Source organism: Dactylosporangium darangshiense (assembly GCF_039537565.1).
GTDB lineage: Bacteria > Actinomycetota > Actinomycetes > Mycobacteriales > Micromonosporaceae > Dactylosporangium > Dactylosporangium darangshiense.
In genome coordinates, this window is sequence record NZ_BAABAT010000004.1 from 314,661 (window position 1) to 330,265 (window position 15,605).

The following is a 15,605-nucleotide window of genomic DNA, read 5'->3' on the forward strand; positions in this document are numbered from 1 at the left end:
ATCGACGGCCCGCTACCCGCAGTGCGGCGGAAAGCCTTCCAGAAGGTTGACGTTGTACAGCAGGATCGCGTACTTGCCGACATCGTGGCGCTCGGCCGGCGGGCCCCACATGTGTTCGGCCTGCTCGGGCGTGCCGTAGAAGGGCCGGTCCTTCTCGAAGACGACGAACCGGGCATCGTGCGCGGCGGCGTCGTACATCGTGTCCTTCGACTGCCAGCAGAACGGCACCAGCCGGTCGCCGCCGCCGGTCACGGGCGCGACGGTGACCTTCCGCTCGGTGGTGACGGTGATGTTGTTCGAGGCCCAGTAGGCCCCCAGCCCGTAGCTCAGGCCGCGCTCGCGCAGGTAGTCGGCCGCCTCCTGGGCCTCCGACGGGTCGGCGCGCGGCGGCGAGTAGGCGACGAGCGTGACCAGGAAGACCGCGAGGACGCCGGCGAGCACGCCGCGGCCCGCCCTGACCCTGGCGTCGGCGGTGCCCCGGGCGAGCCACGGGCCGGCGAAGCGGGCGGCCAGCACGGCGCTCATCGGCAGGACCGGCGCGATCTCGCGGGCCGCCATCAGGTCGACGGAGATGGTGGAGACGATCTCGGCGCCCAGGTCGCAGGCGATGGCCACGATCAGCACCGAGTCGAGCCGCTCGGCGGTGCGGCGCACCATGCGGACCAGGGTGACGCCGAAGGCCGCCAGCGCCACCAGGAAGCCGATGAGGTGCAGCGCGGACAGGACCAGCTCCAGCGCCGGGGAGTGCCAGCCGGGGCGATGGGTGCCGAAGATCACGCCGACCATCCGGGCGGTCATCCAGGCCCGGTGCGGCCAGTCCGACAGCGGTGCCAGCTCGATCGGCGGGTGCGGCGACTGGAACGCGCCGACGGCGTCGAGCAGGTGCCGGAAGCCGCGCGAGACGAGCACCGAAGCCGCGGCGCCGGCGACCAGCGAGAACTCGTAGATCCGATCGGCGCGCAGGCCGCGGTAGGCGCAGACGACCGCCAGCGGTACCGCACCCACGAACGTGATGAGCGGGTCGCCCATCGCGCCCCAGCCGAGCAGCAGCGCGATCAGTACCGGCGTCCACACGCGGTGGCGCAGGCGGTCCAGGACGAGCCAGGCCAGCAGCAGCGGTACCGCGGATCCGGTGTGGTTGGGCGAGGACAGCAGCGTCTGGTAGCCGGTGCCGGGCACCGGCAGCAGCAGGATCGCCACGGCCACGCCGACGCGCAGCCAGGCCTCCCGGCCCGTCGAGCGGCCCTTTGCCAGTACCGCCGCCAGGAAGACGATCATCGTGTAGGTGATCGCCGCCGTCACGTGCACCTGGCCCGCGCTGACGCCGGTGAACCACTGGACGATGCCGTACTGCACCAGTTCCGTCGGGTAGAACGACACGTCCGACAGCGCCCAGCCCCGCAGCAGCGGGTTGCCGTGGAACATGTCCCACGCCTGCAGTGCGTTGCTGGCGCCGTCGCCGTTGATCGGGAACGCCCACGCCATGCGCAGGTAGGCCAGGAACAGCCCGACGGCCGCCACCGCGCACCCGATCCCGATCATCACCCTCTGCCGCACCCCGGGAGAGTAGCCGATCGGCCCATATCAGCCGTATTCGTCGGCCAGCTCCCGATACGCCGCGAGCACGACCTCGGTGCGCTCGACCAGGTTGGGTTCCGGCCGCGAGCGCAGCGACCCGAGCAGCGCGTCGGCCGCCGTGACCCGCATCCGGGCGCGCGACTCTGCATTGCGCTGGTTCAGGAAGTCCTGGCACAGCACGGCGAGCTTGCGCAGCTGCGCAGAGCGGCGGCGCACCTCGGCATCGACCTCGGTGAGCCGCTGCGAGATCTCCGCCTGACGGTCGGTGACCGCGCTGAACAGGCTACCGGCGCCGATCGGGTCGCCGACCGAGGCGCGCAGGTCGCGGTCGGCCGCGCGCAGCTCGCCGCGCTCGGCCAGGGCCTGCGCCAGCTGCCACAGCGCCCGCTCGAGCGTCGCCGTCGGGTCGGCCGGATCGGCGAGGCGCTCCAGGGCCGGCCAGGTCAGCCGGATCAGGTCGGCGTTGGCCGCGGCGGCCTCGAACTCGGTGCGGTCGCGCGGGTCGGTGAGGTACCGCCGCATCGCCTGCCCCCGCCGCGTCGGCGTCGCCACGAGCATGTAGCCGACCAGCAGGAACATCGTCGCCGCGACCGCCGCCAGGAACGTGCGGACGACCGCCGGCGGTGCCAGCCAGTTGATCGCGACGGCGACCGCGGCGGCCGCGGTGAGCCCGGCGGCATAGAGCGCGTGGACCCACTTGTCGACGGGCCAGAACGGGCCGGATCCGCTACCCCGGGTGCCTCGCCCGGCCGGCGCCTCGTCCCCGACGGCGGCGAGGCTGCGCTCGACCGCGTTCCCGCCCCGCCTGAGCACTCCGACTCGGAGCCCGCGCAGGTACTCAAGCATCGCGGTGAGGGGCCGGCCGATATGTCGGGCGACTCCGTCGCCACGACATATCGGATTTATACCCTGACAGGTGGAAAGTCCGAACCGCTCCTTCGGCGCTCTCGGCGATCATGGTCTCTCCCGGCGGAGGCGATGGCGGATGTGAGCGGCGATGCTGGCGAGGACGAGTGCGAAGAGCGCACCGAACACGCCCCACACCGCCCCGCCCAGCACCGCCGCCGCTGAGGCCGCCGGGATCGACAGCGGGCCGAGCCAGCCCGGCGGGTGTTGCGCCGGCGCCGCGGCCAGCGTGACGAGCGCGGCGGCGGCGAGGCCCAGTAGCGGGGCGTACGGCTGCGGAGCCAGCGCTGCGAGCACCGCCGCCAGCAGCACGCCCAGCAGTGGCCCGAGCCACGGCAGCAGGGTGAGCAGCCCGACGCCGACGGCGCCGACCTGCGGGTGCGCGACGCCGCAGGCGCCGAGCACCGGCCAGGCGATCGCGGCCGCCAGGGCACCCCACAGGGCCCGGTGCGTGCCGGCCATCGCGGCGCCCGGCCCGGCGCCGACGTCGACGGGCCGTACGAGGCTCGCCGGCGATCTGCTCACAGCAGCCGCAGTTCCCGCGCCCGCTCGACGGCCTCGCGCCGACGACCGGCGTGCAGCTTGCGGTAGATGTTCTTGACGTGCGTCTTCACCGTGTTGACCGACACGTAGAGCGTTGAGGCGATCTCCAGGTTCGACATGGTGCCCTGCAGGTAGCGCAGCACCGTCAGCTCGCGCTCGGTCAGCGGCTCGACGAGGTTGCCGTCCCCGCCACCGCGCGAGCCACCGGCCAGCGGCGATGAGCCGGCGGCCAGCTCCGCGGCGAGCGGATGGTAGACCGGCAGCAGCGGGGCGAAGTTCGCCAGCAGGTCGCGCACCGGGTGCCCGCCCACCAGGAACGGACGGCGGAAGCTCTCCTCCTCGGCGATGTCCAGCGCCACCTCCAGGCCGCGCAGCACGCGGTTGCGGTCGCCGAGCGCGCGCCCGGCGAGGCTGGTGAGGATGGCGGCCTGCACGGTCCACGTCAGCGCGTTGTCCACCGACGGCGTGGCGAACTGCGCCGCGGTCGTCGCTGCTGCCGCCGCCTTGCCCTCGATGAGCGCGGCGGAGGCGTCGACGCAGGCGGCCCAGCCGGGGAAGACGTCCGGGTCGCCGCCGGTGGCCACGAGCCGCCGGGCCGCGCCGAGGTCGCCGCCGCTGATGCGCAGCTCGGCCTCGGTCAGCGCGAGCGAGCGCTCGACGGTGGGCGCCAGCGGCGCGCCGCCGAGCTCGCGGCGGGCGGTGTGCAGCACCTCGAGAGCGGCGGCGAGCCGTCCCGAGCCGTGGCGCAGCTTCGCTCGTACCGTCGCGATGGAAACCAGCAGGTCGGGGTCGCCGGCGGCGAGGTCGAGCGCCTCGTCGAGCAGGCGGTCGGCCTCCGAGATGCGGTCCCACTCGCCGTAGACGCCGGCCAGGGCCATGCGCACCCAGCCGAGGTCCGTGGCGTCGGTGATGCCGAACCGGTCGGCGGTCACCAGCGCCTGGCGACCGAGCCGTGCGGCGGCGCGCAGCCGGCCGCGCAGCGACTCGAGCACGGCGAGCTGGCTGGCCGCGCAGACCTGGGCCTGCGCCATGCCGGCCCGCTGCGCCAGCACCAGGGCGCCGTGCAGCGGAGCGCCGGCCGCGCCGAGCTCGCCGAGGCGGAGCCGGGCCTCACCCTCATCGAGAAGCGTCAAAGCCCTGGATTCATCGGTATTTGCCGATATTTCGGACATCTCGGAGATCATCTTGCGTGGGTCGCCGGCCAGCCACGCCTCGGCCGCCGTGAACGCGCGGAACATCGGCTCCGTGCGGTCCCCGCCGCAGCGGCGCAGGAAGTCGCGGGTGCCCTCGAGGTCGCCCACGCGCAGCCGCTCGGCCGCGAACGCCAGCGGCAGCCGCGGGTCGGTGTTCTCCTCCGACGCGGGCGCGTGCGGCGCGGCCTCGTGCGGCCGGTCGAAGCGCACGCCGCCGACGATGTCGGGCCAGCTGCGCTCCAGCGTCTCGACAGCGCCGGACCAGTCCTCGGCCAGCAGCGCATGGCGCATGGCCTCGGCCGGAATGCCATAGGTGTTGTGCCAGGCGGCGGCCCGCCGGTGCAGGTCGCTGACCCGCTCCGGGCTGCGCCGCAGCAGCTCCGCGTGCAGGGTGCGGGCGAACAGCGGGTGGAAGCGGTACCAGCCGCCGGGGCCCGCGTTGCGCGTCAGGAAGGCGTTGGAGCCCTTGAGCTCGGCGAGCACCCGGGCGCCGTCGTCGCGGCCCGTGATCGCCTCGACCAGCCCGGCGTTGAGGCGCGGCGCGATCGCGGTCTCCAGCAGCAGCCGCCGCGTCTCGGCCGGGAGCGGGTCGATGACCTCGCCGGTGAGGAAGTCGCCGACCGCGGTGCTGAACGCGCCGCCGTCGTCGAGCACCCGCTCCGGCTCCGGGTGGCCGCGCATCGCCATGGCGGCGAGGCGAACGCCGGCGGGCCAGCCCTCGGTGATCGAGTGCAGCGCGTACAGCGTCGCGCTCGGCAGCACCACGTCGTGGGCCGCGAGCAGCTGCGCCGTCTCGGAGATCGTCAGCGAGAGGTCGTTCGTGCGCATCTCGGCCAGCGAGCCGTTGACCCGCCAGCGGTACAGCGGCAGCGACGGATCGCGGCGACAGGACAGCACCAGCCGCAGCCGGCCCATGCCGTGGCGTACCAGTGCCTCGAGCTCGGCCAGCGCGTCCGGGTCGCTGATCTCCCGCACGTCGTCAACCACCACGACGTGCGGCTGCTGCAGTGAGTCGACCGCCCGCAGCAGATCGTCCCCGTCGCTCTTCTCCTGGTGCGTGGAGAGCGCGCCGAGCAGTTGGCCCGGTACGTCCGCGCCGCTCTCGGAGTGCGACGTGACCCAGCGGACCACCGGTGTCTCGGCGCTGTCGCCGATCCGGACCGTACGCGCCCACGCGACGAGCGCCGCCGTCTTGCCCCAGCCGGCCGGCGCGGTCACCAGCGTGAGCGGCGAACGCACTGCGGCGTCCAATTGGGCGACCACTCGTTCCCGCATCACGTAGCCCGGCGGCAGATCCGGCACCGCCAGTGACGGCGGCGGCGCGAACCCTCGGCGATCCTGCTGTACCAACGCTTGTGACACCCGTGCCCCCCGAAATCGCTTTCCCGGCTGTACTCCCCGCGGCTGGTCGCGGTTTTTCCACTTCTCTTTCATCCGGGTCAAACGTGACGAGCAAAGCACCGCCGCACGCTGCGGCGCCTCACCCTGGCTGGGTGGTCTGCCCGCCTCTGGCACGGCGATTTCCCTTACGTGCCAACGGTTCCATCGACACAATTGCACCGCCGCGCGCCGCGCCGGAGGCTCACCCGGATCGGATGAAGCGCGGTCACCACACTCGTCGGCAGCGTTCGCGCTATCGCCCGTCGCGTGAACGGGCCGGCGCCCGTCGTATGACCGGGCGGGGGAGGAGGATGAGCCAGCATGAGCGCGGTTGTGGGCGAGATCGAGCTGCGTCCTGAGAACGGCTTCGAGCTGAGCCTGCGGGGGTATCATCGCGCCCAGGTCGACCGGTACATCGCCACCTTGCAGATGCGCCTCACGACGGCGGAGACCGAGCTTGCCTCGGCCCGCTATCGGGAGCAACAGCTCGCCGGCCGCGCCGAGCGGCTCGGCGCCGAGCTGAAGAAGTGCACCTGCGGCGGGGAGTCCTCCAAGGTCGTCGGCGGGCGGATCCAGAAGATGATCGACCTCGCCGAGGAGGAGGCCGCGGCCCTGCGCACGCAGGCGCAGCAGGACCTCGACAACGCCCGTGTCGCCGGTGAGGCGCTGCTCGCGGATGCCCGCACGCACGCCGAGGACACCATGCGCGAATTCCAGGAGGCCCTGCACCAGCGCCGGGCCGAGGAAGCCCGCACCGAGGCGAACCGGCGCGCCCAGTGGGACGCCCGCCGCCAGCGGCAGCGCGAGGCGGCGGAGAACCTCCTGGCGACCACGCGCTCGGTCGGCACGGACAGTGTCCAGGTGACCCGTCGCCTGCTCGACGCCCTGATCGTCGAGCACAACAAGCTGCTCGCCGAGGTGGAGATGGCCGAGAAGGAGATGGCCAACCTCTCTTCCGCATGATGTCGATCAGGCAGGTGCTTCACCTGTTTCGGGTGACGACGGATCACTCCGGCTGACGACAGGATCTCTTACGTGACAAGGCAAACGACGGACGGGCCAAGGCCAGTGACTGCTGCACTGTCCAGTGTGTTCCGTCCGGTCCCGCCAGCCGCGGGCGTCGCGTCGTCGGTGGTCCCCGGCGCGACGGACCCAGCTGGGTCGGTCGGTGAAAACCGTTGAGCAGGGGGTACTCAACGGTCCAGGAGTCAGCGGTGAACATGGCCCGCGTCCTGAGCACCGGCCGGCCTTCAGCGAGGGCGGCGGGAGCCGATGGGTGGGCGGCTGATCCGGAGGAGGCCGCCCACCCATCGCAAGTCACCTTCTAGAACGTTCCTGCTCCACCAGGACGGCGCCCAGGCGCCGGCGCGCTCCCAGGCCCGCGCCGGCGCCGCACGCGCCGTTTTCTTTTGCTCGCTGGCCGAAGCTTCGTTGCGTTTTCTGCGACCCTGGTCATATGGCGTCCTCGCTGCTTCACCGCCTGCACCACGTCCTGGTGCCGCATTCCCACGACGCCGCCGCGAAGGTCGACCCGGCGATGGAGGGTTCGCGCGAAGGCATCCGTGCGCTGTGGATCTCTCTGGCCGTCCTCGGCGTCACCGCCGCCCTGCAGGCCGTGGTCGCCGCCTGGTCCGGCTCGGTGGCCCTCCTCGGCGACACGTTGCACAACGTCGCCGATGCCCTGACCGCCGTACCTCTGGGCGTCGCCTTCGTCCTCGGCCGCCGCCCCGCCAACCGCCGCTACACCTACGGCTACGGCCGCGCCGAGGACCTGGCCGGCATCGCGATCGTGCTGACCATCGCGGCGTCGGCCGCCCTGGCCGCGTACGCCGCCGTCGAGCGGCTCATGCACCCCGCCACCGTGACCCGCCTGCCCTTCGTCGCCGCGGCGGCGATCGTCGGCTTCGCCGGCAACGAGCTCGTGGCGCGCCTGCGCATCCGGGTCGGCCGCCGCATAGGCTCGGCCGCCCTGGTCGCCGACGGCCTGCACGCCCGCACCGACGGCCTGACGTCGCTCGCGGTTCTCCTCGGCGCCGGCGGGGTGGCCGTCGGCTGGCGCTGGGCGGATCCGCTGGTCGGCCTGCTCATCACCCTGGCGATCCTGTTCGTGCTGCGGGACGCGGCGCGCGAGGTGTACCGCCGCCTGATGGACGCCGTCGACCCGTCCCTCATCGCCAAGGCGGAGGAGGCCCTGTCCACCACGCCGGGCGTCCGGCGGGTCGCGGCGCTGCGGATGCGCTGGATCGGGCACCGCCTGCACGCCGAGACCGACCTGGTCCTGGCCGCGGACCTGTCTCTGCCGGAGGCGCACGCGATCGCGGTGGAGGCGGAGCATCGCCTGCTGCACGCGGTGCCTCGGCTGACGGCGGCGACGGTGCACACGGACCCGGAGTCCCCGCACGCCCACGCCTCGCTGGACCACCACCGCCCCTCGTAGCCACCGCCCGCGACCGGCCCGGCCGGCATTTTGTTTCCGCGATCATGCGTTTTTCGCCCCGGTTGGAGGCCGTTCTTCAACAACGCGGAAACAACATGATTATCTTTCCACGATCATGCAAAACCGGCCTCTCGCAGGCTCGAAATCGCATGATCGTGGAAAGAAAATGCTGCTGGCGACCGGGAGCGCGCGTAGGTGCGCAGCAGGCCCATACCGGCGTCTGCTTTGCCCCGATAAGTCGAGCGCTGGCGCGCCACGACTTATCGCATTTTTCGCCTGCCGGGGCATAAATCCGACAAGTCGTGGCACGGAGTGCCCGACTTGTCGCAATCACGCCGGTCAGCCACAGGAAAACGATAGGTCCGGCGACGCTCGGTCGCCGGACCTATCGGGTTGCAGCTGGTTCGACGGTTAGATTGCTCCGGCGCCGTGGCCCGACGTGGGAGCCGACGAGTGGGCCGGGGAGTTGGTGCCGCGGCCCGGCGGGTAAGGGCCGGCGTTCGGGCCGGTCTGGCCCTGGGTCGATTCCGCCTGCTGGTGCGCGCCCTGCTGATACCCCTGCGGGTAGGAGCCGGGCTGCTGCTCGTACGAGGACTGATAGTCGCTGCGCCGCTGCCCCTGGTATTCCGCATACTCCGCCGACGTCGCCTCTTGTGCGGATTTTTCGGGCACGTCCGAAGGCGCGGCGTGCGCGCCGGGGCGGGGCTGGTTCATTGGGAACCCTGCGGCCTCACGAGCCTGCTGGTCGCGGTCCGCGCGGTGCACGCCGCCCATCGGGGGCGCAGGTACCGGGGTCTCGAGCTCGCGCGGCGCCCAGTGGACGGTCAACGCGTACAGCACGACCACGTCGAGGGCGATCATCAGCAGCGACCACACCGGATACGCTCCGAGCGACCCGATCTGGGTGAGCGCGTGCAGCGCGACGATCACGATCGCGGCGATGCGGGCCACCGGGTTGCCGGTGAAGAGCCCGATGCCGCAAAGCGTGAGCAGCGCGCCGAAGATGACCATCACGACGCCCAGACCGGTCAGGTCCACCACGACGAGGCTGTCGCCGTCGATGAACGTCACCTGGTTTCGTATCAGCGCTACGAGGCCCTCGAGGATATTCAGCACCCCCAGCACGGTCAGCAGGACCGCGGCGAAGGTGATCCAGCCCGACCAGGCGCCGGCTCGGCGCGTAGTACCGGTCTCAGCCATCCTTGTCTCCCTTCCTATGCCACCGATTCGGAGATTCGAAGGCGGACGACACGTACCCGTCAAACGACGACGTATCCGTAGGGAGGGTCACAGATTCGCCGTCCGGCCGCGGCGGACAAGAGAGGAGGCGCCGCGGCCGAATCCGGCGAAGCTCGTGTGGCTACCTCCCTCCCTCGCAAATGCGTTTACCGGTGCTTTTGGATGCGATCGTTCGACCGGCCCGGATGACGGGGCATCACCCCGCTCGTGTGAAAGGCTCCGCTGGTGGCGAGCGGAGCGCGGCTGGCATCGACCCGGGCCCTCACCCGGGGTGGGTGAGGACTAGTCACCCGCGGCCGTCCGCACAATGCGCTCGTGGAGATGGCCTGGATCCCCGGTGGCACCTTCGCCATGGGTGCCGAGGGCTTCTATCCGGAAGAGGCGCCCGTACACAAGGTCGCCGTCGATGGGTTCTGGATCGACTCGCACCCGGTGACGAATGCCGAGTTTGCCCTGTTCGTGCAGGAGACCGGGTACGAGACGATTGCCGAACGGCCCACCGAACAGGGGCCGCCGGGCTCGATGGTGTTCGTGCAGCCACCGGGTCCGGTGCCGCTGCGCGACTGGCGCGTGTGGTGGGAGCTGCGGCCGGGCGCGTCCTGGCGGCAGCCGTTCGGGCCGGGCTCGGACATCGGCCGCCGTTCCGCGCACCCGGTCGTGCACGTGGCCTACGAGGACGCGGAGGCGTACGCCACCTGGGCCGGCAAGGCCCTGCCCACGGAGGCGGAGTGGGAGTTCGCCGCGCGCGGCGGGCTCGACGGCGCGCCCTACCCGTGGGGCGACGACCCGGAGCCGGGCCGCGCCAACATCTGGCACGGGATCTTCCCCTGGCTGGACCGCAGCGAGGACGGGCACGGCACCAGCCCGGTCGGCGCGTTCGCGGCCAACGCCTACGGCCTTTTCGACGTGGTCGGCAACGTGTGGGAATGGACGTCGGACTACTATCGCTCCGGCAGCGCGCGCTTCGGGGAGGTCGAGGGTGAGGTCCCCGAGAACCCGCGCGTTGACACGCCCCCCGGGGCTACGGTGTTCGCCAGCCGGGTGGTGAAGGGCGGTTCGTACCTGTGCTCGACGGGGTACGACCACCGGTTCCGGCCGGCGGCCCGCCAGCCCGAGGCGATCGACAACGGCAGCTGTCACGTGGGCTTTCGTTGTGTGAGGCGGCAGTCCCCAAATACCGGGTGACCACGCAACGTCATTTGTTCACCCCCTACGGGTGAGGCGACATCACCTTTTGTCGCCTCACAATCCCGTGGTCATCCGCCGTGCTGCGGTGGGTGGGAGGGGGCGAAATACGTTGGGGCAGAAAACGCTCGTTGACACCATCACCCGTCCCGCACTGCACTTCGCAGTGCCCGAGCCGCCCCGCTATCACGTGCCGCGACCGCGTCTGCTGGACGCATTGGATCGCGCCGTTGCGGGGCCTTTGACATTGATCTCCGCTCCGGCGGGGTGGGGCAAGACCACCCTGCTGGCCGAGTGGGTGGCGGCGGGGCGAGTGCCCTGGCCGCTGGCGTGGTTGACGGTAGAGGCGCACCACGGCCCACGTTTTTGGGAGCACGTGCTCGACGCTGTCACCCAGGTGACCGGTGAGGCGCCGGTCGAGGTGGACGGGGGCGAGGGGCCGGGTGAGGCGCTCGAGCAGCTCGTCACCCTGCTGCGCCGCGCCGGACCGCCTGTGGTCCTGGTCATGGACGACCTGCAGGAACTCTCGGTGCCACGCGTGTGGGGGGAACTCGAGACGCTGCTTTCCCAGGCGGGTGAACGCCTGCGTCTCGTCATCGCGTGCCGCACCGATCCGGCGCTCACGTTGTATCGCTTCCGGATCCGCGGCGCGCTGAGCGAGCTGCGCACCGGGCCTCTCGGGTTCACCCTCGACGAGACCGCGCAGATGCTCAACGCGCACGGCGTGCGCCTCGCGGAGTCGGCGCTGGTCGAGCTCCACGCGGTGATGAAGGGGTGGGCCGCCGGCCTGCGCCTCGCCGCGCTCGCGGTGCAGGGGCATCCGGAGCCGGACAGCCTCGTGCCGCGGTTCGCTCTGCAGGACCGGGCACTGGGGGAGTACCTGGTCGGCGAGGTCTTCGACACGTTGCCGGAGGACGTCCGCGAAGTCGTCCTGTGCACGTCGGTCCTCGACCAGGTCAGCGCCGAGCTCGTAGAGGCGCTCACCGGCCGTGTCGACGGCGCCCGCATCCTGGGCCAGCTCGAGCACTCGAATCTCTTCGTGGTGCAAGGCAGTGGCAACGCCGGCATGTACCGGTGTCACCCGCTCTTCGGGCTGATGCTGTACGACGAGCTGCGTCACCGCCGGCCCGAGCAGGTGCGACAGCTGCACCGGCGCGCCGCCGACTGGTTCGCCGCGCACGACCTGCCGGCCGACGCGTTGCGGCATGCGCTCGCGGCGCGCAACTGGAGCCAGGCCTCGGACCTGCTGGCCGCGAGCTGGCAGGAGCTGGTGCCGGGCGCCCGGATGCGCACCATCAAGGAGCTCGTGCCGCCGCCTCCGCAAGAGGTGCGCAACGACCCGAAGCTGGCGCTGGCCTTCGCGGCCGAGCGGCTCGACGCGAGCGATCCGCAGGGCACGGAGACGTTCCTGCACCTGGTGGACCGTTCCCAGCACACGCTGGTCGACTCCGCGCGGGCGGCGTTGCGCCCAATTGTGGACAGCTTTCGGATGGCCGAGGCGCATCAAAGCCAGAAGCCGGAGTTGGTACTCGCGACAGCCCCACTCCTGCTGAGGGAGGACACCGGCCTCGACGACCAGGACGCCGCTCGCATGCGGGCCCTGGCGCTCGTCGCCGTCGGCGGCGCGCGGCTCATCCAGGGCGACCTCGCGGCCGCCGAGCACGCGCTGCAGGAGTCGCTCAACCTCGCCCGGCGCTGCGGCGGCGTGCAGTCCCAGCTCGCCGCGCTGCGCCAGCTCGCGCAGCTCAACGCGACCCGGGGCCGGCTGACCGCGGCGATGCGCTACGGCAAGGAGACGCTCGCCCTGGCCGACCGCGAAGGCCAGACGCAGGGCAGCGACGTCGTGTGGGCCCAGCTCACCGTCGCCGAGGTCTGCTACCTGCAGGCCCGGGTCCGCGCCGCCGAGCACTACCTCGACCGGGCGCTGGACGGCGGCGGCCTGGCCGACCCGGCCCTCGTGGCCACGGCGACCATGACGCGGGCGCACATCCGGGCCGCGGCCGGCGATGCGCGGGCGGCGTGCACGGAGCTGGCGGCGATTCGCCGGCAGCTGGCCGACTGGCGGTACACGCCGCGCATGCAGCACTGCGTCACGCTCGCCGAGGCGGAGCTTCGCCTCGCGGCCGGCGACGTCGAGGCGGCCAAGCGGCTGCTCAGCCTCGAGCCGGTGGAGATGCTGGCGCCGTGGCTGGGCGTGGTGCGCGCGAAGGCACACCTGGCCGAGCGTCGCCCGGCGGCCGCGCTGGGCGCCGTGCAGCCGTACCTCGAGCCCACCACGGGCTCCCTGGTGTGGACCGTCGATGCCAACCTGACCAGCGCCCGGGCGCTGCGGGCGCTCGGCGACCGCTCCAAGGCCGGCCGCGCGCTCGAGCAGGCCCTGCGCTTCGCCGACGACGAGACGATCCGCTGGCCCTTCGTCGCCGGCGGGCAGCCGGTGCGGGAGCTGCTGGTGACGTACCTCCCGGCGGGCAGCGGCTACCGCGGCCTGGCCGAGGACATCGCACAGGAGCTCACCGGCTTCGGCCGCCCGGCCGCGGCCGCGGGGGAGCTGGCCGAGCCGCTCACGGAGCGGGAGCTGGCGGTCCTGCGCTACCTGCAGGGCACGCTGTCGGCCGGCGAGATCGCCTCGATGCTGTACGTCTCGGTCAACACGGTGAAGACGCACATGAAGAACATCTACCGCAAGCTCGGCGTGGGCCGCCGGCGGGAGGTGATCGAGCGCGCACGTGAGCTCAATCTGCTGTAGCGACAGCACACGTACATAAGGAGCGCGACCCGACGGGGGCGCGCTCCTTTTGTTTGTCCATACAGAGGGGGAATTCGTCCGTACAGAGGGGGATTCGTCCGTACAGAGGGGAAAGGAAAAGGGTGAGACCGGTGGGCCGTACCGGTCTCACCCTTTTGGGATGAGGATGAGGGTCCCTCGTGTGGGTGACCACGGGAACGAAAGAATCCGGGCCGACCTGAGCGCAAAACGAAGCGGCGGCGTCCTTGTGGGGACGCCGCCGCTTCCGGCGGGGTGGGTGGCTCCTCAGCGGTTCACGTACGGCCGCGCGCCGATCGCGGCCAGCTCCACGACCTCGCCCTCGCCGTCCTCGTCGCCGATCCGCTCGCCGGGGGTGGCCTGCGCGGCGATTGCCGCCTCGCCGGCCAGCACCAGCGGCAGCGGGTCGATCAGCGGGTCGAACGACTCCAGCGACGCGCGCTGGACCGGCACCCGGACCTCCTCGGCCTCGTCGACGGCCGGAACCGTCGCCTGGCCGATCGCGCGGACCCAGACCGTCGGGGTGTCGCCGACGAGCTCGGCCTCGACCGTCTCCTCGACGAAGGCGGCGTTGACCGGGGCGCCCACCGACGAGCTGACGACGACGGTGTCCTGCATCGACAGGCCGACCAGATCCGACAGGTCGACCGGCGGCGGCGTGGCGGCGGCGACCGGCACGACGGGCTCCTCCGGCGACACCACGAGGTCGATCATGATGATGTCGTTGAGCTCCGCGCTGTGGCGCACCACCGGGCGGCCCATCTTGTGCCGGCCCCGGTACGAGTTCGACCGGCTGTTGCGGCGCAGCGCCAGCTTCGTCGTCGGGGCCGGGCGGGCCGGCTCCTGCGCCTCGGGCTCTTCGGCGGCAACGACGCTGCCCCGCGGTACCGTCAGGATGAACAGGATGATCACGTCCAGCGTGACCATCAGCAGCGACCACGCCGGGTAGGCCCGGAGCATGGCCAGCTGCGAGATCGCGTGCAGCGCCACGACGCTCACCGCGGCCAATTTGGCACTGGGTTTACGGGCGCGCAGCGCGAAGCCGGTGAACGCGAGCAGAAAACCGAGCGTCACCGTGGCCGCGGCCCAGGTGCCGGCGTTGGTGAACGCCACGTCGTTGCGGTTGAACCCGACCCCGCCGCTGGCGAAAGCCACCAGCAGCCCCTGCGAGACGTTCAGCGTGCCCACCAGCGCGAGCATCGTCGTGCTGAACGTCCGAAATTCCTTCACCCGCATCCGCCCGTCTTCTCCCTTGATCGCTTTCCCTAGATGTGATTCGGCGCGGCAAGCTGTTGCCGGTGGAAATAGGTGAGGCCGTGCCGGCCCCCGGTCGAAACCGAAGACCGGCACGGCCTATATCCCCCGTTACTTGTTCCCCCCGGAACAGGCCCGACCCGTGGTGTCCGGTCCCGCCGCCCGCGGCACCGGACACCGGCGCAGACCCCTCCGCGCCGGTGACGCGGGTGCCGGTTGATCCCTCCCGCGGACATGGGTGGATCCCCCGGCCTCCCACGCTTCCCGGACATCGGCGCCTGCCTCAGTCGGCAACGTGTCGTGCCTGCGGACATACTTCGAGCGAGGCGGGTGAATGAGGATCACCCTCGATGGGTGAACGGCCGGGTGGCGCACCGGCTTAAGGAAGCAGACCCTGCGGCGAGCGGACCAGCCACTATGGGCCGCCGGTCGGAAATCCTTGTGTCAGACCGGTTCGGCGGCCAGGAGGCAGGCGTCGTCGTCGGGGTTGCCGCGGCGGGCGATGTCGAGCGCGGTGCGCAGCCGCTCGCCCGGCGCGGAGCCGCGCATGGCGAGGCGCACGTCGTCGGCGAGGTGCTGCACGCCCTGGTCGATGGCCTGGTCGCGCTGCTCGACGACGCCGTCGGTGTACATGAGCAGCAGATCGCCCGGGTCCACCACCACGCGCGCCGTGGCGTAGCGGGCCGCCGGGTCCACGCCGAGGGCCATGCCCGAGGGCTGTGCGAGCGCGCTCACCCCGGTGGCGCTGGCCCGCAGGATCGGCAGGTGCCCGGCGCGCGACCAGGTCAGCGAGTGGTCCGCGGGGCGGAAGCGGCCGCAGACGGCGGTCGCCAGGGTGGTGCTGGGGCGGCGGCACAGCATCCGGTTGAGCGCCGCCAGGATCGCGCCGGGCTCGTCGCCGGCCAGCGCCAGCCGCGTCATCGCGGCGCGCAGCTGCACCATCGTCGCGGCGGCCGCCCGGCCGTGCCCCATCACGTCGCCGACCGCCAGCATGACGTCCCCGCTGGGCAGCGGGGTGGTGAGGTACCAGTCGCCCCCGATGTCGCCGGTGTGGTCCGCCACGGCGTAACGCACGCCCACTCGGACTCCGTTGACCTGCTCCCGCACCGCCATAGCCATGCCGCAT

11 protein-coding genes are annotated in these 15,605 nt (G+C 72.0%); 4 read left to right on the forward strand and 7 right to left on the reverse strand.

Annotated elements, in window-relative coordinates:
* Positions 1 to 12 precede the first annotated feature (12 nt).
* The 4 genes from ABD901_RS11350 to ABD901_RS11365 all read right to left on the reverse strand — a co-directional run bounded on the left by ABD901_RS11350 (position 13) and on the right by ABD901_RS11365 (position 5,582).
* A complete protein-coding gene (locus tag ABD901_RS11350) occupies positions 13 to 1,557 on the reverse strand; it encodes a hypothetical protein (RefSeq protein WP_345124186.1) in 1,545 nt (514 codons plus the stop codon).
* Positions 1,558 to 1,584: 27 nt separating this feature from the next.
* Positions 1,585 to 2,424 (reverse strand): hypothetical protein, encoded by an 840-nt coding sequence (locus ABD901_RS11355; RefSeq protein ID WP_345124189.1) that lies wholly within the window; start codon positions 2,422 to 2,424, stop codon positions 1,585 to 1,587.
* 108 nt (positions 2,425 to 2,532) lie between these two features.
* The gene (locus ABD901_RS11360; protein WP_345124191.1) at positions 2,533 to 3,009 is read right to left on the reverse strand and encodes a hypothetical protein; all 477 of its coding nucleotides are present in this window, start codon (positions 3,007 to 3,009) and stop codon (positions 2,533 to 2,535) included.
* Complete coding sequence (locus tag ABD901_RS11365; protein ID WP_345124193.1) at positions 3,006 to 5,582, reverse strand: helix-turn-helix transcriptional regulator; 2,577 nt, start codon at positions 5,580 to 5,582, stop codon at positions 3,006 to 3,008. The genes ABD901_RS11360 and ABD901_RS11365 overlap by 4 nt, the downstream gene beginning before the upstream one ends.
* Positions 5,583 to 5,921: 339 nt before the next feature.
* On the opposite strand from ABD901_RS11365, the gene ABD901_RS11370 reads away from it, so the two are divergent.
* Both ABD901_RS11370 and ABD901_RS11375 read left to right on the forward strand, forming a co-directional pair.
* Positions 5,922 to 6,563 carry a hypothetical protein gene (locus tag ABD901_RS11370; protein ID WP_345124196.1) on the forward strand — a complete coding sequence of 214 codons (642 nt, stop codon included), beginning with the start codon at positions 5,922 to 5,924 and terminating at the stop codon, positions 6,561 to 6,563.
* A gap of 493 nt (positions 6,564 to 7,056) precedes the next feature.
* The gene (locus ABD901_RS11375) at positions 7,057 to 8,037 is read left to right on the forward strand and encodes a cation diffusion facilitator family transporter (RefSeq protein WP_345124198.1); all 981 of its coding nucleotides are present in this window, start codon (positions 7,057 to 7,059) and stop codon (positions 8,035 to 8,037) included.
* 411 nt (positions 8,038 to 8,448) lie between these two features.
* Here the strand turns inward: ABD901_RS11375 and ABD901_RS11380 are convergent, their stop codons facing one another.
* Entirely contained in the window at positions 8,449 to 9,237 is a 789-nt protein-coding gene (locus ABD901_RS11380; RefSeq protein WP_345124201.1) for a DUF7144 family membrane protein, read from the reverse strand.
* 360 nt (positions 9,238 to 9,597) lie between these two features.
* Between ABD901_RS11380 and ABD901_RS11385 the strand changes: the two genes are divergently transcribed.
* Both ABD901_RS11385 and ABD901_RS11390 read left to right on the forward strand, forming a co-directional pair.
* On the forward strand, positions 9,598 to 10,461 hold the full coding sequence (locus tag ABD901_RS11385; RefSeq protein ID WP_345124597.1) for a formylglycine-generating enzyme family protein: 864 nt from the start codon (positions 9,598 to 9,600) through the stop codon (positions 10,459 to 10,461).
* 190 nt (positions 10,462 to 10,651) lie between these two features.
* Positions 10,652 to 13,207, forward strand: coding sequence for a winged helix-turn-helix domain-containing protein (locus ABD901_RS11390; protein ID WP_345124204.1), 2,556 nt, complete (start codon positions 10,652 to 10,654; stop codon positions 13,205 to 13,207).
* Positions 13,208 to 13,492: 285 nt separating this feature from the next.
* Here the strand turns inward: ABD901_RS11390 and ABD901_RS11395 are convergent, their stop codons facing one another.
* Positions 13,493 to 14,461 carry a DUF7144 family membrane protein gene (locus ABD901_RS11395; protein WP_345124206.1) on the reverse strand — a complete coding sequence of 323 codons (969 nt, stop codon included), beginning with the start codon at positions 14,459 to 14,461 and terminating at the stop codon, positions 13,493 to 13,495.
* A 462-nt stretch (positions 14,462 to 14,923) separates the two neighbouring features.
* Complete coding sequence (locus tag ABD901_RS11400; RefSeq protein WP_345124208.1) at positions 14,924 to 15,598, reverse strand: PP2C family protein-serine/threonine phosphatase; 675 nt, start codon at positions 15,596 to 15,598, stop codon at positions 14,924 to 14,926.
* Positions 15,599 to 15,605: the final 7 nt, after the last annotated feature.

Coding starts and splice junctions, on each gene's coding strand:
- ABD901_RS11400 (WP_345124208.1), bottom strand. CDS start 15,598: ATGGCTATGGCGGTGCGGGAGCAGGTCAACGGAGTCCGAGTGGGCGTG.
- ABD901_RS11355 (WP_345124189.1), bottom strand. CDS start 2,424: ATGCTTGAGTACCTGCGCGGGCTCCGAGTCGGAGTGCTCAGGCGGGGC.
- ABD901_RS11370 (WP_345124196.1), top strand. CDS start 5,922: ATGAGCGCGGTTGTGGGCGAGATCGAGCTGCGTCCTGAGAACGGCTTC.
- ABD901_RS11380 (WP_345124201.1), bottom strand. CDS start 9,237: ATGGCTGAGACCGGTACTACGCGCCGAGCCGGCGCCTGGTCGGGCTGG.
- ABD901_RS11375 (WP_345124198.1), top strand. CDS start 7,057: ATGGCGTCCTCGCTGCTTCACCGCCTGCACCACGTCCTGGTGCCGCAT.
- ABD901_RS11385 (WP_345124597.1), top strand. CDS start 9,598: ATGGCCTGGATCCCCGGTGGCACCTTCGCCATGGGTGCCGAGGGCTTC.
- ABD901_RS11395 (WP_345124206.1), bottom strand. CDS start 14,461: ATGCGGGTGAAGGAATTTCGGACGTTCAGCACGACGATGCTCGCGCTG.